Below are 19,666 nucleotides of genomic sequence, written 5' to 3'. Positions count from 1 at the left end.
GCAGGACGGACCAGCAGGACGCCGAGAGCCGCCGCCCCGGCCGTATGCCGCAGGCCGTATGCCGCAGGCCGGGACCGACCCGAAACGATGACACCACGGCCGGCCCGCTGGATCATGGAGGTGTCGGCCCGAGGGCCGATTCCCGCGTGGCCTGCCAGCGGCCGCCCTGCCCGCTCCCCGGAGCGAGCCGGAAGGAGCGTGCTCGATGAGGCCCCAGGCGAACCGGTCCGTCAGTGAGTCGACCCCGCCCCCCGCTCCCAAGCGCGACGTCCCGAGCCGCCGCCGCGCGCTCGGCCTCGCGGTGGCGGCCCTCGCGAGCGTCGGGCTCGGGGGGTGGGCGTATGCCGCCAACGCCCCGGCACTCGACATGCTGGCCGTGGAGCTCGGCGGCCGGTCCCAGTACTGGCCGCTGCCGCCCGGCACCGAGGGCGCCGTCGCGTGGGACTACGTCTTCATCGCCGGCTACGGGCTCGCCCTCTGGCTCGGGACGGGCAGCGCCGGGTGGGTGTTCTGGAGCCCGAGGGCAGCCCAGCTCGCCCGGCTGGGCCGCGTCGCCGCCGTGGTGGCCGTGGTGGCCGACCTCATCGAGAACCTCCTGCTCACCGCCGCCCTGCGCGGGGTCGGTGACCGCGGCCGTGTCCTCGACGCCGTGGCCGCGGCCGCGACCGTCAAGTTCTCCACGGTGCTGCCCGCGGCCGTCGTCGCCCTCCTGGGGGTCGTCGTCACCCTGTTCCGGCTGTGGGTCGCCCGGTTCGGGCCCTACGGCGACCGGCACGCGACGCACGGCTGGCTGGCAGACGACATCCGGGTGCCCGAGGCCGTCGAGATCCCGCCCCCGGAGCCCAGCGGCCGGCCGACCTCACCGCCGACGGACTCGTCGGCAGCGCCCCGCCCCGCCGAAGCCGCCCCCCACACCGAGGGGACCGACGAGTCCCGGTGGCGGCGCGCTTACACCGTGCCCGGCATCACCGGCCTGGCCGAGCGGACCGCCGCGACGGAGTCCGTCGGCGTGTGCCTGTCCGGAGGCGGCATCCGCTCGGCCAGCGTCGCCTTCGGCGCACTGCAGAGCCTGCGGGCCGAGCTGCGCGGAGCCGACTACCTCGTGTCGGTGTCCGGGGGCGGCTACGCGGCCGGGGCCTTCGCCCAGCTGCTCACCGATGCCGGTGACGGCCAGCGGCTGCTCGACGGAGCCACGCCCGTGCACGACGCCGACGCGGCATACCAGGCGGGCAGCGTCGAGTTCGACCATGTCCGACGCCACTCCTCCTACCTCGCGGACACGGCCGGGCGCATGCTCGTGGCCCTCGGCGTGCTGGCGCGCGGCCTGCTCTCCGGCATCGTGCTGCTCTTCGCCCCGGCCGTCGTGCTGGGGCTCGCGGCTGCGTGGTTCTACCGCAGCATCCCGGTCGCGACGCTGCCGCTCCTGCCGCGTGCCACACCCAGGGCCAACTCCGCCGGGGTCACCACGACCGTGACGCCCGACCTGCCGTTCACCATGCCGCCGCATGCCGTCGCCGCGGTCGCCGTGATCGGCGGGGTCGCCCTCGGGGTGTGGCTGGTGCAGCTGCTCGCCTACAGCCGGCTGTCCGTCCGCGCCCAGCGGGTCTACGCCTGGGCCTCGCGCGTGTCGGTGGTCATGACCCACATCGTCGGGATGGTCGTGCTCATCACCGTCGGCATCCCCGTGATCGTGTGGCTCGCGGCCCGGACGATCTCGCTCGTCGGCGCGAGCGTCCAGGTCGGCGTCAGCGGCTGGGTGGGCGCGGTCTCGCTCACCTACGTCGCCAGCATCGCCAGCATGCTGTGGCGGCGGCTCAAGACCGTCCGCAACGCCGGGCTGGGCAAGGCGGCTCCCGCGACGAGGATCGCGGTGCCGAGGGCGCTGGTGCAGCTGCTCCTCGTCATTGCCTCCCTCGCCGTCCTCGTCGCCAGCTGGCTGCTCGTCTTCGGCGTCGCCACCGTCGTGACGGCCACCGACCTCGCGGCAGGCAACGTCACGACGTCCCTCGTCCAGGGCGCGGTGCTGCTCGCGGCGGTCGTGGTCCTGGGCGGCTTCGTCGACGAGTCGTCACTCAGCCTGCACCCCTTCTACCGCCGGCGGCTGGCGACCGCCTTCGCCACCCGCACGCTGCGGGCGCCGACCGCGACCGGGCCGGCGACCGTCGCGATGCCCTACCACCAGCGCGAGCGCACGCTCCTGTCCTCCTACGCCACGGTGGCCGACGCCGCGCGGCCCTTTCCCGAGTTCGTCTTCGCGGCCGCCGCGAACCTCACCGGCCAGCACCTCACCCCCTCCGGACTTCCCGCGGTGTCCTTCACGCTGGGCGCCTCCTGGGTGGGCGGCCCCGACATCGGCTGGGTGCGCACCACGGCGCTCGAGAGCGTCGCCCCGCCCCGGCTGCAGCGCGACCTCACGGTCCAGGCCGCCGTCGCCATCAGCGGCGCGGCGGTCGCCGCCGCGATGGGCCGCTTCTCCCGGTGGTACCAGGTGCTCCTCGCCATCTCTGGGGCCCGGCTCGGAGCGTGGCTGCCCAACCCGCTGTTCCTCAGCGCCATGCGTGAGGCCCGGGATGCGCAGGGCCGGGTGCTCGACTGGACGATGCCCGGCCTGCCGGCCATCCGCCGGGCCACCTACCTGCTGCGCGAGGTGTTCAACGTGCACCCGGTGCAGGAGCGGCTGCTGCACGTCACCGACGGCGGCCACTACGAGAACCTCGGCATCGTCGAGCTCCTGCGGCGCCGCTGCACGACGATCTACTGCGTCGACGGCGGGGGAGACAGCCCGCCGACCGCGCCGGGGCTGGCCGAGGCCATCGCGCTCGCCGAGTGCGAGCTCGGCGTCAGCATCACGCTGCACCACCCGTTCCACGCCGAGCCCGGCGCCGGCAACCCGCTCGTGCCGCAGGCGCCGCTCACCGCGGTCAACTCGGCCCTGGCGAAGGAGCCGGTCATCCTCGGCACCTTCACCTACCCCGCAGCGTCGGGCCTGCCCGAGGGCGCCCGCACCGGCACGTTGCTCGTCGGACGCGCGTTGCTGTGGCCCGAGATGCCGTACGGGCTGCTGTCGTATGCCGCCCAGCACCGGGAGTTCCCGCACGACTCGACGGGCGACCAGTGGTTCGACGACGGCCAGTTCACGGCATACACGCGGCTCGGGCGGGCGCTCGGCGTGGAGATGCGGCGCGCGCGGCAGGAGAGCCGCGAGGTGTCGACGCCCCGCCGCCCCCGGCGTCCGGTGCTCGACGGTCACGCCGGCCCCCGGGGCAGGCCGCTCCCGATGAGGCTCACGTCCCCGCAGCCGGTCAGCCGAGCGCGCTGAGGAGGAAGGCGAGCGCGAAGCCCAGCATCGTCAGCAGGCCCACGAGGCGGCCGGAGTGCTCGATCGCCTCGGGCATCATCGTGTCCGCGAGCATCGTGATGATGGCCCCGGCGGCGAAGGTCTGGATCGTCGCGGTGACCGTGGCGGACGCGCCGTCGAGCAGCACGTAGCCCGCGGCCGAGGCGACGGCCGAGGCGACGAGCACACTCGTCCACAACCCGAGGATGTACCTCGTCGAGCGACCCGTGCGCCGCAGACCGGCGCTCGCCGCCATCGACTCGGGGACGTTGGACAGGAAGACCGCGGCGACGATGGGCAGCCCGATCCGCCCCCCGCCGAGCAGGCTGACGCCGATGGCGGCCGACTCCGGGATGCCGTCGAGGAGCGCGCCGAGGACGAGCGCCATCGGGCCGGCTCCCTCTTGGGGGCCCTGCGGGCTCTTGCGGCGGTGGCCGCCGCGGTTGTCGATGACCCAGTCACCGAGGAAGAAGACCAGCGAGCCCCCGACGAGCCCCACGACGACGGGCAGCGCACCGCCTGCCCGATAGGCCTCCTCGGTCAGCTCGAAGGCGACCGCGCTGATGAGGACGCCGGCACCGAAGGCCATGACGAGCCCGATGACGCGGTTGGACACCCGGGCGAAGATGCCGAGCAGGGCGCCGAGCAGCAGGGCAGCGCCCCCCACGAACCCCCACCACGCAGCCTCCAGCACGCCGCGATTGTGTCACCGGAGGGCGGGTGGGGTGGGTCTGGCGCCCGGGCGGGTGTGCACCCGGACGACCATTACCTCCGCGTCGACCCCCGGGCTGAGCACGAGCGGCCGGGTTGACGACGACCAATGGTCGTCGGTGTGCTCGCCCGGTATGCCGCGGGCCGCCCGGGTGGGACCGGCGGCCTACCCGTCCTGCTGTCACCGGCGGCCTACCCGCCCGGGTGGCCCTGACGGCATACCGTGGCCGGTGCGCCTCAGCGCGGGGCGAAGACCCGGTCGAGCTCCGGGATCCGCGACCGGTAGCCGGCGAGCAGCTGCCGGGCGGTCGTCACGGAGTCGACGAGCGGGTGGAGCGCGAGCGCCTCGACGGCCACCGCCTCGGCGCCCTCGCGCGCCGCTCGGATCGTGAGGCGCTCGACCGCCTTGACCTGCTGGACGAGCCCGAGGGGGTGGCCGGTCAGCGGGCTGACGGCGCAGGGCACCGGCCCGGAGGCCGTGACCCGGCAGGGCACCTCGACCACGGCGTCCTCCGCAAGCCCGGGGACCGACCGCCCGTTGCGCACGTTGAGGACGAGGGTGGCCGGCTCGTCCCTGCCCAGGGCCGCCAGCAGGGCGAGGGCGACGCCCTCGTAGCCGCCCCCGTCGACGTCATCGCGCGCCTGCCCCTCACCGGTGCGGGCCTCACGCATGTAGGTGGCGTTGCGCTCGCGCCGCGCTGCGTCCCAGGACGACCACGCCGCCTCCGGAGCCCGGCCGACGGCGGCATAGAAGTCCCGCTGCTGGCCGAGGAGGAACTCCCCACGCGTCGTGGGGCTCGCCGTGAGCGACGCGATGGCGTCGCGGGTGAAGTAGTAGTAGTAGAGGTACTCGTTGGGCAGCACGCCGAGGGTCTGCAGCCAGTCGATCCCGAAGAGGTGGCCCTCCTCCATGCCGCCGAGCCGGCTCGGGTCCGCGAGCAGCTGCGGCAGCACGTCGCGCCCGTCGGCCCGCAGGCCCTGCAGCCACCCCAGGTGGTTGAGCCCGGCGTAGTCGACGTCCACGTCCTCGAGGCGGCGGCCGAGGGCGAGCGCTGCCCGCCGGGCCAGGCCGAGCGGCGAGTCGCAGATGCCGACGACCCGGTCGCCGAGGACGGACTGCATGGCCTCCGTGATCATGCCGGCGGGGTTGGTGAAGTTGACGACCCACGCGGTGGGGGCGAGCCGCCGCACCCGCTCGGCGATGTCGACGGCGACCGGCACGGTGCGCAGCCCATAGGCGACGCCACCGGGGCCCGTCGTCTCCTGGCCGAGCAGTCCGAGGTCGAGGGCCACCCGCTCGTCGGCGGTGCGCCCGGCGAGGCCGCCCACCCGGATCGCCGAGAAGACAGCGTCGGCGCCGTCGAGGGCCCCGTCGAGGTCCCGCGTCACCGTCAGCCGCGGCGGATCGTCGTGACCCTCCGCCTGCTGCGCGAGCACCCTGGCGATCGCGTCCAGCCGGGTCGCGTCGGTGTCGTGGAGGACGACCTCGTCGACCCGGCGCGGCCCCCGGTCCCCCAGGAGCGCGCCGTGGACGAGGGGGACCCGGAAGCCGCCACCGCCCAGGATCACCAACCGCATTCGTGCCCACCCCTCCGTCGCCGGACGCCGGCTGACCCTGCGCGAGAATGATTCCATGCCCGAGACCGCGTTCGACCCGCTGGCGAGCAGGCGGGGGCCGGGGACCCCGCCCTTCGACGTCTTCGTGTGGGGAACGGTCTACCTCGACATCATCTTCGCCGGCCTCACGACGCCGCCCGCACCGGGCACCGAGGTGTGGGCGGAGGGCATGGCCTCGTGTCCCGGCGGCATCGCCAACCTCGCCGTGGCCGCGCAGCGCCTCGGCCTGCGCACGTCGCTCGCCGCGGCCTTCAGCGACGACGACTACGGCGACTTCTGCTGGCGCACGCTGGAGGAGCAGGAGGGCATCGACCTCAGCCGGTCGCAGCGCTTTCCCGACTGGCACAGCCCGGTCACGGTCTCGATGTCGGTGAACCGCGACCGGAGCATGGTCTCCCACGGGCATCCCGCACCCGTCGACGCCACCGAGCTCATCGGCATACCCCCGTGCTCCCGCGCCGTCCTCGTCGACCTCGCCGAGGCCTCGACGCACGGCGGCTCGGCGCCCACGTGGGTCGACCTCGCCCGCGAGCAGGGGGCGCTCGTCTTCGCCGGAGTGGGCTGGGACCCCGGGGAGCGCTGGGCCGAGGAGGTGCTCGCGCGCCTGGACCACTGCCACGCCTTCTTGCCGAATGCCGTGGAGGCGATGGCCTACACGGGTACGTCGACGGCACAGGAGGCGCTCTACGCCCTCGCCGACCGGGTGCCCGTGGCCATCGTCACGCAGGGCTCGGACGGAGCGATCGGGATCGACTCGACCACCGGCGAGGAGGCCGCGGTGCCGTCGCTGCGGGTGCCGCCGCTCGACCCCACCGGCGCCGGGGACGTCTTCGGCGCCGCCATCCTCGTCGGGACGCTCGCCGGGTGGCCGCTCGTCGACCGGATGACGTTCGCGAGCCTGTGCTCGGCGCTCGCGATTCAGCAGTTCGGCGGCTCGCTCGCCGCGCCGGGCTGGGGCGATGTCCTCGACTGGTGGCATGTCGTGCGGGCGGCCGGTCGGGACGACGCCTACCACCGGTCGCTGCGGCGCCGGTTCGCCTTCCTCGACGACATCGCGCCCACCGTGCCGCCGGGGGTGCGGCGGCGGGCGACGGCCACGATCGCCCGGCGCGCCGACGTCAACGGCCTGCAGTGACCTGCCACCCGGTTCGAGGTGATCGACGACGGCATACGGCCGCCTGACACCTCGATTGGGGGAAGCGGCGCGCAGGTCACTCGCCGCCGATGCCGGTGCGCTCGACCCCCTCGACGATCCACCGCTGGAGGAAGAGGAACATCAGCAGCAGCGGGAGGATCGCCACGAGCGCCGCCATGAAGAGCTGGCTCACCTGGACCGACTGCGCGGTGAGGAAGGTCGACAGCGTGATCTGCACGGTCCAGGACGACTGGTCGCGCCCGATGACGAGCGGCCACAGGAAGGCGTTCCACGAACCGATGAAGGTGATGGTGCCGATGGCGGCCGCGAAGCCGTGCGAGTTCGGCACGACGACGCGCCAGAAGGTGCCCCAGTAGCCGAGGCCGTCCAGGAAGGCGGCCTCCTCGATCTCCCTGGGGAAGCCGAGGAAGAACTGCCGGAACAGGAACGTCGCGAGCGCCTGGAACAGCCCGGGGATGATCAGGCCGCGCAGCGTCGAGATCCAGCCCAGCGTGGAGACGAGGACGAAGCTGGGCACGAACGTCACGGCCGCCGGGATGAGCAGCGTCGCGGTGATGGCCCAGAAGACGACGCCCGACCAGCGGAAGGGGATGCGGGCCAGGCCGTAGCCGGCGAGGCCGGAGATGACGATGACGCCCATCGTCTGCACCACCGCGATGACCAGCGAGTTGAGCAGGCTGCGGGCCATCGGGATAGCCGGGTTGTCGAAGAGGCCCGTGAGGTTGTCGGAGTTCCACACCGGCGGCAGCCAGTGGAAGTCGGGCGAGACGAGGTCCTGCTCGCGCATGAACGCGCTGCGCAGGAGCAGGTAGAAGGGGATGAGGAAGAGCAGGGCCGCGATCCCGAGGGCCGTGTAGCGCCCGATCGCGGCGACGCGCACGGACCGTCGGCTGCGCACGATCGCCATCAGTCGTCCCTGCTGCCCAGCCGGAGCAGGCGGCTCTGGGTCAGGGCCACGACGGCGATGACGAGGGTGAGGATGACCGCCCCCGCGCTGCCGTGGCCGAAGTCCTGCCCGGAGCCGAGCGCGGTGTAGTAGAGGTAGACGAGCGGTGGCCGGGCGTAGGGCGGGTAGGTGCCGAAGGTGGACAGGATGTTGTAGAACTCGTCGAAGGCCTGGAAGGCGTTGATGAGCAGCAGGAGCAGCACCGCGGTGGACGTCGCGCGCAGCTGCGGCAGGGTGATGTGGCGCAGGACCTTCCAGCCCTCGGCACCGTCGATGGCGGCGGCCTCGTAGAGGGTGGGCGAGATCCGCTGGATGCCCGCGAGGAAGAGGATGAGGTAGAAGCCGACCTGCAGCCACAGCCGCGCGGTGACGATGACGAGCCAGTACCACGGCGGGTCGGTCAGCGACAGCCAGGGGATGGACTCGATGCCGAACCAGCCGAGGAGGGCGTTGGCGAGGCCGGAGCGGACGCCGGAGAAGATGCCCATCTTCCAGATGAGGGCGGCCACGACGTAGGAGCAGGCCGTCGGCAGGAAGAAGACGGACCGGAAGAAGGCCTGCAGCACGCGCGCCCGGGCGATGAGCAGGGCCGTCGCGAGCGACAGCACGAAGGTGAGCGGCACGATGAAGGCCGCGAAGGCGAGGAAGGTCAGCAGGCTGCTGCGGAAAGCGGGGTCGCGCAGCATGTCGGCGTAGTTGCCGAGCCCCACGAACCTCGTGGGCGTCACCGTGTTGTAGGAGTCGAAGAACGACAGGTAGATGCTCCACGCGATGGGCACGTAGATGAAGACGACCAGGCCGACGACGAAAGGGCCGACGAAGACCCAGAACCACAGGTTGCGGTCCTGCCGGCCGCGCAACCGCTCGCCCAGCGGCGGCCGCACGCGCTGCGCCGGCCTGTCCGGACGAGCGGCCGGGGCCGCGGCGCTCAGGCGAGGACTCGCTTCAGCTCGGCCTCGGCGACGCCTCTGACCGTGGCGATCTCGGCCTTGGGGTCCGCACCACCCTTGACGACCTTGACCATCATGTCGCCGAACGCCGTGCTGCACTTCGGCGTCCACAGCAGCGGACTCTGCGCGTGGCCCACGTCGGTGGCGAGCTTCGCGGCGTCCGCGGCCTGTCCGGACTTGAGGGTGGTCGCCTTGTCGATGAGGCTCGTGCGCGACGGGATGTGGAAGCCGTATGCCGTCGCGAAGTCGACTTGGTAGTCCGTCTGGTCGATCCACAGCCACGCCGCGAACTTCTTTGCGGCGTCGACGTTCTTGCTCTTGGCGCTCACGCACGAGCCGTAGGCGCCCACCGGCACCGACTGCTTGCCGCCCGGCATGGCGGGCCACGGCAGGACGCCGAAGTCGTCACCCAAGCCCTTCTTGATGTCGGGGAAGGTCCACAGGCCGGTGAACTGCATGGCGGTCAGGCCCGAGGTGAGCGCCGACGCGTCGAACCAGTCCTTGGGCGCGCCGAGGAGGATCGCCTTGCTCTCCCAGAGCTCACGCAGCTTGGCGAACGCGGCGGCGGCGGCGGGGTCGTCGAAACCGAACTTGTTGTCCTCGGTGAGGTAGTCGAGGCCGGCCGACCACAGCATCGGTCCACCGAGCAGCCCTGCGCCGCCGTCGTTTCCGACGAAGAGCCCCTTCACGTTGCCCTTGGTCAGTGCCTTGGCGGCGGCGAGCAGCTCGTCCATCGTCTTCGGCGGCTGGACCCCGGCAGCGTCGAGCATGCTCTTGCGGTAGACGAGCATCTGCATGTCGATGACCTGCGGGATGGCCCACACCTTGTCCTGGTAGCTCATCCGCTTCAGCAAAGAGGGGTTGAAGTCGTCCCTGGCGGAGCCGATGGTGTCGGTGAGGTCGACGACCTGGCCGCCCTTGATCATGTCGATCGTCGGGCCGTTGCCGTACTCGAACACGTCGGGACCGGCGTCGGTGAGCAGCGATGCTGCGGTCGACTGGTCGTAGTCGCCCGGCTTCCAGCTCACCTTCACCGTGGCGTCCTTGTATGCCGCCGCGTACCTCTCGACCGCCTGTTGCGTGCCCGCCTCGCCGTACTGGTGGTACCACTGCTGCAGAGTCGGCTTCGAGCCTCCCGCCGCACCAGACGCTCCCGCGCTCGGGGTCGTCTCCCGGCCTGTGTTGCTGCCGCAGGCCGCCAGCGCGCCCGCGACCGCGGCTGCCCCACCCAGGCCGAGGAGCGTGCGCCTCGTCAGCCGTAATCCGTTCGTGCTGTCCACCATCGTGACCTCCGTCTGCTGGTGCCGTCCCTTCGCAGGCTAGCCCGCTCCGGGTGCCTGTCGGCCGGTCCAGAATCTACCGGCGTGGCAGTGTGTCAGCCTTGTCGCCATGACGACGCTGCCGATCTTTCCCTTGGGGTCGGTGCTCCTCCCCGCGATGCCGATGGCCCTGCGCATCTTCGAGCACCGCTACGTCGTGCTGCTCTCCAGAGTCCTGCGGGAGGAGGGCGAGTTCGGCGTGGTGCTCATCGAGCGCGGATCAGAGGTCGGCGGCGGCGACCACCGGTTCGGCCTCGGCACGGTCGCCCGTATCCGGGAGTGCGACGTGGGCGTCGAGGCGATCCACCTCGTGGCCGTCGGCGGTCGACGGTTCGAGGTGCGGGAGTGGCTCGAGGACGATCCGCACCCGGAGGCAAGGGTCTCCTTCCTGCCGGACCTGCAGTGGTCTCCCCACCTGCGCCCACTCCTCGACGAGGCGGAGGTCGCGGTGCGCCGCGGCCTCGCCCGCGCAAGCGAGTTCACCGGTGGGACCTGGCCGGCCGGGGTCGGCCTGAGCGACGACCCACTGCAGGCAGCCTGGCAGCTCGCTGGGATCTCGCCCGTCGGTCCGCTCGACAGGCAGTCGCTCCTGCGCGCCGCCACGGTCGAGGAGCTGCTCACGTCGGTCATCCAGCGCACCGAGGAGGCGGTCGAGGTCCTCACCATGGCGTGGCCCGAGGATCCCGGCGACCCGTCCGGCAGGCCGGACTAGGCTGCTTGGGCAGGCGCGGCCACGGGCGACCATCCACAGGGCTGATGCCGCTGAATCTTCCTGTGGACAAAGGCTTCCCGCGCGTGCCGCAGTGGCGACCACTGTCGGTGGCGGCGTCTGCGTTGGCGGCATGGGAACCATCACCGTGCCAGAGCTGCGGGAGCGGATCGCGCAGCTGGAAGCGGCGCCGCCGTCGCCGGTCGGAGGTGGGTCCGGGTTCTGGAGCCGGCCTGCCGACGCGGGCGGGCTGGGCGACGCCGGTGGCGGGGACTGGGTCGGCGCCTTGGGCGCAGCCCCGCCGACCGGGCCAGCCCTGAGCCGAACGCCGCCCTCCTGTGCCCCCGACACCACACCGTCGTCCACCAGCTCGAGCTCACAGCGACCGTCACCCCCGACGGCGTCACCTGGCACCTCTAGAGCACGGGTCCCAGCACACCAGCTAGGCCCCGATGACATCCTCAAGGCTGGCCCGCGCCTCCTTCAGCGCTGCCTGTCCCCGGCTGCGCTCCGCCGCGATGAGTTCGGTGAGCGTCGTCGTGGGCTCACCGGCCTCCGCGGCCGCCTTCTCCAGCTCAACGAGCCGCTCGGTGATGACCACCATGTCCTGGAACGTGCCCAGGCTCTCTGTCACCTTCTCCCACTGCTTGCTCGCCCGCTGTGCCTCCTTGCCGAACGACGGCCCGAGCGCCTCGTGCGCGTAGCGGGCCGCCTTCGCGCGCTTGCGCACGACGTGGAGCAGGTCCTCCTGGCGTCGTGGATCGGACTCCTCAGCCACGGCCTGTCGCGCGCGCTCGACGCGCCGCTCCACCTTGTCGACGAGCCGCCCGAGCGTCTTGTGCGCGGGGCGCGACGCCCGGCCGCGCAAGGGCGGCCGCACGAGCAGCTCGACCAACTCGGCGAGCAGGCGACGGTAGCGCTCGGAGTCCAGCGCCCGCACGAGCTCACCGTGCGCCTCGAGGTGCTCGGCTTCCAGCTGGCCCGAGAGCCGCTCACGGACCCCGCCCACCACCGACTGCGGCGGCAGCTCGTCGAGCGCGGCGAGCACCTGCGCCCGGAGCACCTCGGCGTCGCGGGCTCGGCCTAGCTGCTCCGCGAGCCACCGCAGCTCCGCTCCAAGGGGCTCGGTGACCGAGCGGTCGAACAATCGCCGGAAGCTGCGGAGCGAGCTGCGCAGCCGACGTGTGGCGACGCGCATCTTGTGGACCGCGTCGGACTGATCGCGCCGGGCGCGGTCCTCGAGCCCCTGGATCGCGCCGACCTGACGGCGCACGTGCGCCATCACGACATCACCGGCGCTCGGGGGGTCAGGGTTCTGGGCGGCCCCGGACGGCAGGTCCAGGGCGCGCGCGATCTTGGAGCCGCCCGACGCCGGGGTGAGGCCCTGCCCGAGCAGTTGGCGCTCGATGGCGTCGGCGTCGCTCGCGTCACCGTCCACGAGTTCGACTTCGACCTCACGCCAAGAATCGAAACGGCCAGCCGCCGTCGTGGCGCTGACGTGGTCATCTGCCAGCTGGGCCACGACAGCACCGTCGAGCAGGATGCTCCGCTCCGCCCTGTCGGTGACCACGCGGGCAACCGGCACGAGCGCGTCGAGGTCCACCACCTCGTGCAGCTCGGCACGCAACGTGCGTGGAACCAGGGCGGGACTCGGCCCTTCAGTGAGGGGCGCCCACAGCTCCACCCGCGAGTCGAGCACCTTGGGCAACTTGAGGTGCCATCCCTCGTCGCTGCCACCGGTCCGCCGCCGGAGCGAGCGCCCCGAGCGGACCAGGGTCAGATCGGGAGTGTCGACATAGTCCGCGACAAGCTCGAAACGCCCCGCTGCGCCCATCGAGAACGGCGGCCCGACCTCCGGACTCGGAGCCGAGTCGGCGATCGCGTACTTCCGCTCGGTCTCTGGGTGCTCCATGCCGCCTCCTCCTCGCCCCACGCTCGCCACACGCCCGCCGTCGTATCCTCCCACCGGCCGACCCCGAGCGGCCTGTCGAAGCGCCCCGTCAGTCGACGTGCGCGGTGACCTCGGCGCCGAGCATGACGGTGCGACTGACCGTGCAGAACTCCTCGTGGGAGCGACGGACCATGGAGGGCAGGATTTTTCGAGCGGCGTCGCCGCCCTCGCCGTCGGGGAAGCGAACGCGGAAGCGCACCTCGATGTCCTGCAGGTGATTGCCCTGGTCGTCGTGCACCTTGTCGGCCGTCACCTCGATCTCGAAGCTGTCCGGCTCGGCGCGCCGCGACGTCACCGTGTCGACGTCGACGGCTGTGCAGCCGGCGATCCCGGCGAGGAGCAGCTCGACAGGCGACAGCTCGGCGGTGCCTGAGCTCGTGGTGATCGAGCCGCCTCGGCCATTGCGGACGGTGTAGCGGCCATGGCTGTCTCGCGTCAGGGTGACAGTCCGGCGGTCCTGCGCTTCGTTGGTCATGGGTGCACTCTCTCAGGAGCGGGCTCGGCCGAGGGGACTGGCTCGTGCCACGCCTCGGCGAGGAGTTCGTAGGAGCGCAGGCGCGCCTCGGGGTCGAAGGCCGCGCAGGCGAGGATCACCTCGTCCACGCCGGTTGCCTCGGTGAACTGACCAAGCGCGTCCCGCACCTGGCCGGGGGTGCCGACGAAGGAGACACGAAGCATGTCCGCCACCGCCGCCCGCTCGGCGGGGGTCCACGAGGACATGAGGTCACCGAGGTCGCCGGTGGGCGGCTGCAGCGTCGTGCGACGGCCGGTCACGATGGAGTGGAAGCGCTCCACAGTGGAGGTGAAGAGGCGCTCAGCCTCGGCCTCGGTGTCGGCGACCATGACGTTCGCGCCCGCCATGGTGCGCGGCGCGTCCAGCCCCTGGGGGTGCCTGGACGGTTGGAACTGGCGGCGATACAGCTCCAAGGCGCTCAGCAGCGCCTGCGGGGCGAAGTGGGAGGCGAACGAGTAGGGCAGTCCGAGCGCCGCCGCCACCTGTGCACCACCGTGGCTCGACCCGAGGATCCACACCGGGACGTGGGTGCCCTCGCCAGGAATGGCACGCACCGTGGCGTCGGGGTCCGGGTCGCCCAGGTAGCCGAGCAGTTCCTCGACCTCCCCGGCGAAGTTCGTCGCGGCGAGCTCGTTGCGGCGCAGCGCCCGCGCCGTGGGCTGGTCGGTGCCGGGAGCCCGGCCAAGACCCAGGTCGATGCGGCCCGGGTGCATGGTCGCGAGCGTCCCGAACTGCTCGGCGATGACGTAGGGCGCATGGTTCGGCAGCATGATGCCGCCCGCGCCGACCCGAATCGTGCTGGTCGCGTCGGCGACGTGGCCGATGAGGACGGCCGTCGACGACGACGCGACGCCGTGCATGTTGTGGTGCTCGGCCATCCAGTAGCGCCCGTACCCCCACTGCTCGGCGTGCTGGGCGAGCTCGACGGTGCTGTTGATGGCGTCGGCGGCGGTGCTCCCGGCAGCGACGGGCACAAGGTCGAGGATGTTGAGCTGAGCGCGGGTCACGCTGGGGCCAACCGATCAGCCTCCCTTCGTGTTCCCGAGCGTCCACGGGGGGCCGCACCCCTCACTCGAGTGGCCACTTCCGCACGCACCCGCCTCGTCGAGTGGCCACTTCCGCACGCGTTCCCGAGCGTCCGCGGGGGCGCGCGTGCACAAAAGTGGCCACTCGACATGGACCGGGGGCTCGAGTGCACGAAAGTGGCCACTCGACATGGACCGGGGGGGCGCGTGCACAAAAGTGGCCACTCGACATGGACCCGGGGGCGCGCGTGCACGAAAGTGGCCACTCGACGTGGGGGGGTGGGCCAGGCGGCATCCCCAAGTCGAGTGGCCACTTCCGTGCCGTGGGCTTCGCCCTGCCTCGCTAGCCTTGCCTACGTGTCCGGGTCCGGTGCGCCCCCCAAGATGCGGCCCGCGTCGCACGCGCCCCTGGCCCGGGGCGCCCTGCTCGCGGCGGCGACTGGGCTGGTGCTCGGCTTCTGCTTCGTGCCGCAACTGCTCGGTCTCGCACTCGGAGGGCTCAGCCTGGTCCGCGAGCCGGGCGCCCGCCGGCCCGCGCTGCTCGCCATCGCTGCCAGCCTGGCCCTCACAGCTGGGTGGGGCGCCGGGCTCGGCCTGCTCGTGAAGTGGTGGGCCTCCTCGCGGATCTGAGCCGCTCAGCCCTCGGTCCGCTTGACGAAGGCGCGCAGCGCGAGCGGGGCGAAGACGAGCGCGATGCCGATCGACCAGACGACGGTGACGACGACCGGGTGGTGCATCGGCCAGGCCGCACTGGCCGGCGCCTCCGGCGCGTTGCCCCACAGCTGCCGCAGCGACTGGACGAGCGAGCTGATCGGGTTCCACTCGGCGATCGTGCGCAGCCACGGGAGCATGTTGTCCGTGGGGGCGAACGTGTTGGCGAGGAAGGTGATCGGGAACATCGTCGTGAACATGAAGCCGTTGACCGCCTCCACCGACGTGAACGTGGAGCCCACGAGGATCCCCACCCAGATCATGGCGAAGCCGAAGAGCAGCAGCAGCCCGAACGCCAGCAGCGCATTGACAACGCCCTCACGGATGCGCCAGCCGATGACCAGACCGGTCACCGACATGACGACGACGCCGATGCTCGAGTGCATCAGGCTGGACAGGCTACGCCCGACCAGGACCGACGACCGGGAGATCGGCAGCGACCGGAACCGGTCGACGATGCCGCGGTCGATGTCGGCCGTGAGCCCGATCGCCACGACGAAGGAGGAGAAGGCCATCGTCTGGGCCATGATCCCGGGCAGGAGCCACTCGCGGTAGCCGCTGCCGGGCGTGCGGATCGACCCCCCGAAGACGAAGGCGAAGAGCACGACGAACATGATCGGCTGGATCGTGACGTCGGCGAGCATCTCCGGCTGGCGACGGATGTGCTTGAGGTTGCGCCACACCATGGTGCGCACCTGGCGCGCCCGCCCGGGCGGCCGGAAGGCCGGGGTTGCCGGGGCACTGCGGGTGGGTCGTAGCGCGGTGTCGCTCATCGTGGCTCCTTCGCCGGCAGGTCGGTTGACCCCTCGTCGGTGCTCGGCTCTGCGCGGTGACCGGTGAGGTGGAGGAACACGTCGTCGAGGCTGGGCCGCTGGAGGCCGAGGTCGTCGAGCACGATGTCGGCGTCCTGGAAGACGGCGGCGACGCGCATCATGTCGCCGAGGCCCTCCGCCGGGGCCGTCAGCTGCCGGGCTGCCTCGTCGACGTGCACGCCGGACACGTGCGCCGAGAGCAGTGCCCGCGCGGCGTCGAGCTGGTGCGCCTCCGAGACGGTGACCACGATGCTCGCCCGCCCGGACTGGTCCTTGAGCTCGAGCGGGGTGCCCTCCGCGATGATCCGGCCGTGGTCGATGACGACGATCCGGTCGGCCAGGTGGTCCGCCTCCTCGAGATACTGCGTCGTCAGCAGGAGCGTCGTGCCGTCGCCCACGAGATTGCGCAGGACGTCCCACAGCTCCACCCTGCTGCGGGGGTCGAGCCCGGTCGTGGGCTCGTCGAGGAAGAGCACCGGCGGGGCGGCGATGAGGCTCACCGCGAGGTCGAGCCTGCGGCGCATGCCCCCCGAGTAGGTCTTGATGATCCGGTCGCCCGCGTCCGCCAGCGAGAACTGCTCGAGCAGCTCGGCGCTCCGGCGGGCGATGTCCGACCTGGAGAGCCCGTAGAGCGTGCCGACGAGGCGGAGGTTCTCCCGCCCGGTGAGCAGCTCGTCCACGGTGGCCACCTGCCCGGTCAGCCCCATGCCACGCCGGACGGCGTCGGGCTCACGCATGACGTCGTGTCCGGCCACCCGGGCCGTGCCGCTCGTCGGGCGCGTCAACGTCGTCATCATCCGCACGATGGTCGTCTTGCCGGCGCCGTTGGGGCCGAGCAGCCCGAGCACCGTCCCCTGCGGCACGGCGAAGCTGACGTCGTCGACGGCCGTGACGTCGCCGAAGCGTTTGACGAGATGCTCGGCCTCGATGGCCGCGGCGGTCGACGACGAGCGGTCGAGGCGCGATGGTGAGGTGATGGACACGGACGGGCTCCCGCCTGAATCGATGGTGGGTGCCAAGGTACGACCTACCACCGACAACCCTAGGCACCATGTAAACGCCGTCAACATGTTTTCCGCAAGCGCCCCGCAAGCGCCCCGCAAGCGGCCCGGCGCCGCCTACTGGGTGTAGGTGTGCAGGAAGTCCGCGATCCGTCCGATGGCGTCCTCGAGGTCGTCCACGCGCGGCAGGAACACGAGCCGGAAGTGGTCCGGGGTGGGCCAGTTGAAGCCGGTGCCCTGCACGATGAGCAGCTTCTGCTCCCGCAGCAGGTCGAGGGCGAACCGCTCGTCGTCGTGGATGTCGTAGACGTCCGGGTCGAGGCGCGGGAAGAGGTAGAGCGCCCCCTGCGGCTTCGTGCACGTCACGCCCGGGATCGCGTTGAGCAGCTTCCACGCCCGGTCGCGCTGCTCCAGCAGCCGCCCCCCCGGGAGGATGAGCTCGTTGATCGACTGGTAGCCCCCGAGCGCGACCTGGATGGCGTGCTGGGCCGGCACGTTGGCGCACAGGCGCATGTTGGCCAGGATGTCGAGGCCCTCGATGTAGCTGCGCGCGTGCTCCTTGGGCCCGGACAGCGCGACCCAGCCCGAGCGGAACCCCGCCACCCGGTAGGCCTTGGAGAGGCCGTTGAAGGTGAGGCAGAACAGGTCGGGGGCGAGCGTCGCGATCGACGTGTGCTTGGCGTCGTCGTAGAGGATCTTGTCGTAGATCTCGTCGGCCATGATGACCAGCTGGTGCTTGCGGGCGAGGTCCGCGATGCCCTGGAGCACCTCGGCCGGGTAGACCGCGCCCGTCGGGTTGTTGGGGTTGATGACGACGATGGCCTTGGTGCGGTGCGTGATCTTGCTCGCGATGTCGTCGAGGTCCGGCGCCCAGTCGGACTGCTCGTCGCAGAGGTAGTGGACCGGGTTGCCCCCGGACAGGCTGGCCGCCGCGGTCCACAGCGGGTAGTCCGGCGCCGGGATGAGCACCTCGTCGCCGTTGTTGAGCAGGCCCTGCATGGCCATGACGATGAGCTCGGAGACGCCGTTGCCGAGGTAGATGTCGTCGACGTTGATGTGCGGGAAGTCGCGCAGCTGGTAGTGCTGGGCGACGGCCCGTCGCGCGGAGAGGATCCCCTTGCTGTCGCAGTAGCCCTGCGCGGTGGGCAGCTCGCGGATGACGTCGATGAGGATGTCCTCGGGCGCCTCGAAGCCGAACGGGGCGGGGTTGCCGATGTTGAGCTTGAGGATCCGGTGGCCCTCGTCCTCGAGCCGGCGGGCCTCGTCCATGACCGGCCCGCGGATCTCGTAGCAGACGTTGCGGAGCTTGTCGGACTGGACGATGGTGCGCATGCCCTCCAGACTCTCACCGCCGTATGCCGTGAGCCGCGCATTTCTCGCCATGTGGCCGTGTGGAGTCCGTTACGTCCCCGCGTCCGCGTGTCGCTCCTCGCGCAGGGCGAGGGCGCGCCAGTCGGTCCGCCTCGCCCAGCGCCAGCCCGCGCGCACCAGCAGCCCCGTGGCGACGACCGCGAGCGGCACCCCGACAGCCGTCGTCGTGAGGCCGAGGCTGTAGCCGTCCGGCAGCTGGGCGAAGCACAGGACGGCCGCGGCGACGGCGATCCACGTCACCGTCCGCCGGTGCCGGTCCGGGTCCACGCAGACGGCGAGCACGGGAAGCACCCAGAGGTAGTACCAGCCGAGGAAGGCGGGGGCCAGGACGACGACCGCGAGCAGGGCCAGGCCGGCGGCCCGGACGACGCGGGCGGGGTCGCCGGCCCACCGGGCGGTCGTGAGCCAGAGGAGCACGAGGACGACCAGGAGCACGCCGAGCCCGAGGCCGCGCATGACCGCGATGCCCGGGTCACGCCACCCGTCGGTGCCGAGGACGTGTCCGATCGCGCCGACGGCCATGCCGAGGGCGGTGGGCAGGGAGGTCCACTGCTCGTTCCTTCCCGAGGTCGCGGCGGGGTTGAGCCAGCCGAAGCCCAGCCCGGTGCTGAGCCCGAGGGCCATCGTGGGCAGCGCCGTGGCGACGAGGCAGAGCGACCCGGCCCGCACGAGGTCACGCCAGCGGACCGATGCGCCGCGACTGGAGGCGGCGTGGTCGGCCGCCCAGAGCAGCGCGACGAACGGCACGACGACGACGGCCGTCACCTTGACCATGGCCGCCAGGGAGAGCACCACGCAGGCCAGCGCGAAGCGGCGCCGCAGCGCCAGGACGAGACCGCCGAGCACGCCCGCGACCATGAGCGCGTCGTTGTGGGCGCCGCTGACCAGGTGGGCCCCCACGAGCGGCACGGCCACGGCAAGCCACGTCGCCCGGGACGGGTCGACGACCCCCAGCCGGCGGGCAAGCCACGGCACGGCGACGACCAGCACGACGACGCCGAGCACGGCGACTACCCGCAGGAGGCCGAGCGCCACGACGAGGTTGCCGCCGGAGGCCGCGGCGGCGCCCCGGGCGAGGAGGAGCCAGACCGGGCCGTAGGGCGCGGGCGAGTCGAGCCACGTCGGAGCGGTGCTGCCCCGCCAGTCGGAGGCCAGGTCGCGGACGCCGTGCTCGTAGGGGCTCAGGCCGGCGTGCCACAGGGCGCCCTGGGCGGCATACGAGTAGAGGTCGCGGCTGTAGAGCGGCGCGGAGGCCACGAGCGGGACGAACCACGCCAGCGAGGTCTGCTGCCACCAGCGCGCCGTGACGGCGGCGTCGCGCAGCCGCCACCAGGCGAGCACGAGGACCGCCATGGCGGCGACGGACACCGTGGCCAGCAGGGGTGAGCCGCCGGTGGGGGCCTGCCACGCCAGTCCGGGCCACAGCACCCGGGTGTGCAGCGTGGGCAGGGACCCCGCGCCCCACGAGGCGGCGGCCAGCGCGACGGCCGCCGCGCACCCGGCGAGCCGCCAGCGCCGGGGGGCGCCGGAGCGCAT

The 19,666-nt window shown here is 72.3% G+C and carries 16 protein-coding genes; 4 read left to right on the top strand and 12 right to left on the bottom strand.

The features are described 5' to 3' along the window. Positions 1 to 205: 205 nt before the first annotated feature. Positions 206 to 3,319: a hypothetical protein gene (locus VFJ94_RS01700; RefSeq protein WP_325002436.1), complete on the top strand. Its 3,114-nt coding sequence runs from the start codon at positions 206 to 208 to the stop codon at positions 3,317 to 3,319. Here VFJ94_RS01700 and VFJ94_RS01695 read toward each other — a convergent pair. Together VFJ94_RS01695 and VFJ94_RS01690 are read right to left on the bottom strand one after the other, a co-directional pair. After that, a complete protein-coding gene (locus tag VFJ94_RS01695; protein WP_325002435.1) occupies positions 3,303 to 4,031 on the bottom strand; it encodes a ZIP family zinc transporter in 729 nt (242 codons plus the stop codon). The genes VFJ94_RS01700 and VFJ94_RS01695 overlap by 17 nt on opposite strands. A 254-nt stretch (positions 4,032 to 4,285) precedes the next feature. Beyond that, positions 4,286 to 5,626: a 6-phospho-beta-glucosidase gene (locus tag VFJ94_RS01690; RefSeq protein WP_325002434.1), complete on the bottom strand. Its 1,341-nt coding sequence runs from the start codon at positions 5,624 to 5,626 to the stop codon at positions 4,286 to 4,288. A 55-nt stretch (positions 5,627 to 5,681) separates the two neighbouring features. Between VFJ94_RS01690 and VFJ94_RS01685 the strand changes: the two genes are divergently transcribed. Next, positions 5,682 to 6,800 carry a carbohydrate kinase family protein gene (locus VFJ94_RS01685; protein ID WP_325002433.1) on the top strand — a complete coding sequence of 373 codons (1,119 nt, stop codon included), beginning with the start codon at positions 5,682 to 5,684 and terminating at the stop codon, positions 6,798 to 6,800. Between the two features lie 76 nt (positions 6,801 to 6,876). On the opposite strand, the gene VFJ94_RS01680 is transcribed toward VFJ94_RS01685, so the two are convergent. The 3 genes from VFJ94_RS01680 to VFJ94_RS01670 are packed head-to-tail and all read right to left on the bottom strand — an operon-like array spanning position 6,877 to position 10,000. Continuing rightward, positions 6,877 to 7,728, bottom strand: a complete 852-nt coding sequence (locus VFJ94_RS01680) for a carbohydrate ABC transporter permease (RefSeq protein WP_325002432.1) — start codon at positions 7,726 to 7,728, stop codon at positions 6,877 to 6,879. Beyond that, the gene (locus VFJ94_RS01675) at positions 7,728 to 8,651 is read right to left on the bottom strand and encodes a sugar ABC transporter permease (RefSeq protein ID WP_325002431.1); all 924 of its coding nucleotides are present in this window, start codon (positions 8,649 to 8,651) and stop codon (positions 7,728 to 7,730) included. Before VFJ94_RS01675 ends, VFJ94_RS01680 begins: the two co-directional genes overlap by 1 nt. Positions 8,652 to 8,695: 44 nt before the next feature. Further along, the gene (locus tag VFJ94_RS01670) at positions 8,696 to 10,000 is read right to left on the bottom strand and encodes a sugar ABC transporter substrate-binding protein (protein WP_325002430.1); all 1,305 of its coding nucleotides are present in this window, start codon (positions 9,998 to 10,000) and stop codon (positions 8,696 to 8,698) included. 106 nt (positions 10,001 to 10,106) lie between these two features. Between VFJ94_RS01670 and VFJ94_RS01665 the strand changes: the two genes are divergently transcribed. Beyond that, positions 10,107 to 10,748: an LON peptidase substrate-binding domain-containing protein gene (locus VFJ94_RS01665; RefSeq protein ID WP_325002429.1), complete on the top strand. Its 642-nt coding sequence runs from the start codon at positions 10,107 to 10,109 to the stop codon at positions 10,746 to 10,748. A gap of 439 nt (positions 10,749 to 11,187) precedes the next feature. Here VFJ94_RS01665 and VFJ94_RS01660 read toward each other — a convergent pair whose 3' ends face one another. From VFJ94_RS01660 to VFJ94_RS01650, 3 genes are all read right to left on the bottom strand, one after another. Next, positions 11,188 to 12,657 (bottom strand): CYTH and CHAD domain-containing protein, encoded by a 1,470-nt coding sequence (locus VFJ94_RS01660; RefSeq protein ID WP_325002428.1) that lies wholly within the window; start codon positions 12,655 to 12,657, stop codon positions 11,188 to 11,190. 88 nt (positions 12,658 to 12,745) lie between these two features. Beyond that, the gene (locus tag VFJ94_RS01655) at positions 12,746 to 13,171 is read right to left on the bottom strand and encodes an OsmC family protein (protein ID WP_325002427.1); all 426 of its coding nucleotides are present in this window, start codon (positions 13,169 to 13,171) and stop codon (positions 12,746 to 12,748) included. Next, on the bottom strand, positions 13,168 to 14,217 hold the full coding sequence (locus VFJ94_RS01650) for an LLM class flavin-dependent oxidoreductase (protein WP_325002426.1): 1,050 nt from the start codon (positions 14,215 to 14,217) through the stop codon (positions 13,168 to 13,170). The genes VFJ94_RS01655 and VFJ94_RS01650 overlap by 4 nt, the downstream gene beginning before the upstream one ends. A 375-nt stretch (positions 14,218 to 14,592) precedes the next feature. Here VFJ94_RS01650 and VFJ94_RS01645 point away from each other — a divergent pair, with 375 nt between their 5' ends. Then, positions 14,593 to 14,865, top strand: a complete 273-nt coding sequence (locus VFJ94_RS01645) for a hypothetical protein (RefSeq protein WP_325002425.1) — start codon at positions 14,593 to 14,595, stop codon at positions 14,863 to 14,865. A 5-nt stretch (positions 14,866 to 14,870) separates the two neighbouring features. Here VFJ94_RS01645 and VFJ94_RS01640 read toward each other — a convergent pair whose 3' ends face one another. From VFJ94_RS01640 to mptB, 4 genes are all read right to left on the bottom strand, one after another. Next, entirely contained in the window at positions 14,871 to 15,719 is an 849-nt protein-coding gene (locus VFJ94_RS01640) for an ABC transporter permease (RefSeq protein WP_325002424.1), read from the bottom strand. Continuing rightward, positions 15,716 to 16,741, bottom strand: coding sequence for an ATP-binding cassette domain-containing protein (locus VFJ94_RS01635; protein ID WP_325002423.1), 1,026 nt, complete (start codon positions 16,739 to 16,741; stop codon positions 15,716 to 15,718). The genes VFJ94_RS01640 and VFJ94_RS01635 overlap by 4 nt, the downstream gene beginning before the upstream one ends. 135 nt (positions 16,742 to 16,876) lie before the next feature. Continuing rightward, complete coding sequence (locus tag VFJ94_RS01630) at positions 16,877 to 18,091, bottom strand: pyridoxal phosphate-dependent aminotransferase (RefSeq protein WP_325002453.1); 1,215 nt, start codon at positions 18,089 to 18,091, stop codon at positions 16,877 to 16,879. 69 nt (positions 18,092 to 18,160) lie between these two features. Continuing rightward, the gene (mptB, locus tag VFJ94_RS01625) at positions 18,161 to 19,666 is read right to left on the bottom strand and encodes a polyprenol phosphomannose-dependent alpha 1,6 mannosyltransferase MptB (RefSeq protein ID WP_325002422.1); all 1,506 of its coding nucleotides are present in this window, start codon (positions 19,664 to 19,666) and stop codon (positions 18,161 to 18,163) included.

It is taken from the genome of Intrasporangium sp., from assembly GCF_035688975.1.
In the GTDB taxonomy this organism is placed as follows: Bacteria; Actinomycetota; Actinomycetes; order Actinomycetales; family Dermatophilaceae; genus CALMNV01.
Note: the sequence above shows the minus strand (reverse complement) of the source record. Positions and strands in the feature narration are given on the sequence as shown.

Coding starts and splice junctions, on each gene's coding strand:
- VFJ94_RS01700 (WP_325002436.1), top strand. CDS start 206: ATGAGGCCCCAGGCGAACCGGTCCGTCAGTGAGTCGACCCCGCCCCCC.
- VFJ94_RS01690 (WP_325002434.1), bottom strand. CDS start 5,626: ATGCGGTTGGTGATCCTGGGCGGTGGCGGCTTCCGGGTCCCCCTCGTC.
- VFJ94_RS01685 (WP_325002433.1), top strand. CDS start 5,682: ATGCCCGAGACCGCGTTCGACCCGCTGGCGAGCAGGCGGGGGCCGGGG.
- VFJ94_RS01680 (WP_325002432.1), bottom strand. CDS start 7,728: ATGGCGATCGTGCGCAGCCGACGGTCCGTGCGCGTCGCCGCGATCGGG.
- VFJ94_RS01670 (WP_325002430.1), bottom strand. CDS start 10,000: ATGGTGGACAGCACGAACGGATTACGGCTGACGAGGCGCACGCTCCTC.
- VFJ94_RS01665 (WP_325002429.1), top strand. CDS start 10,107: ATGACGACGCTGCCGATCTTTCCCTTGGGGTCGGTGCTCCTCCCCGCG.
- VFJ94_RS01660 (WP_325002428.1), bottom strand. CDS start 12,657: ATGGAGCACCCAGAGACCGAGCGGAAGTACGCGATCGCCGACTCGGCT.
- VFJ94_RS01655 (WP_325002427.1), bottom strand. CDS start 13,171: ATGACCAACGAAGCGCAGGACCGCCGGACTGTCACCCTGACGCGAGAC.
- VFJ94_RS01640 (WP_325002424.1), bottom strand. CDS start 15,719: ATGAGCGACACCGCGCTACGACCCACCCGCAGTGCCCCGGCAACCCCG.
- VFJ94_RS01630 (WP_325002453.1), bottom strand. CDS start 18,091: ATGCGCACCATCGTCCAGTCCGACAAGCTCCGCAACGTCTGCTACGAG.
- mptB (WP_325002422.1), bottom strand. CDS start 19,666: ATGCGCTCCGGCGCCCCCCGGCGCTGGCGGCTCGCCGGGTGCGCGGCG.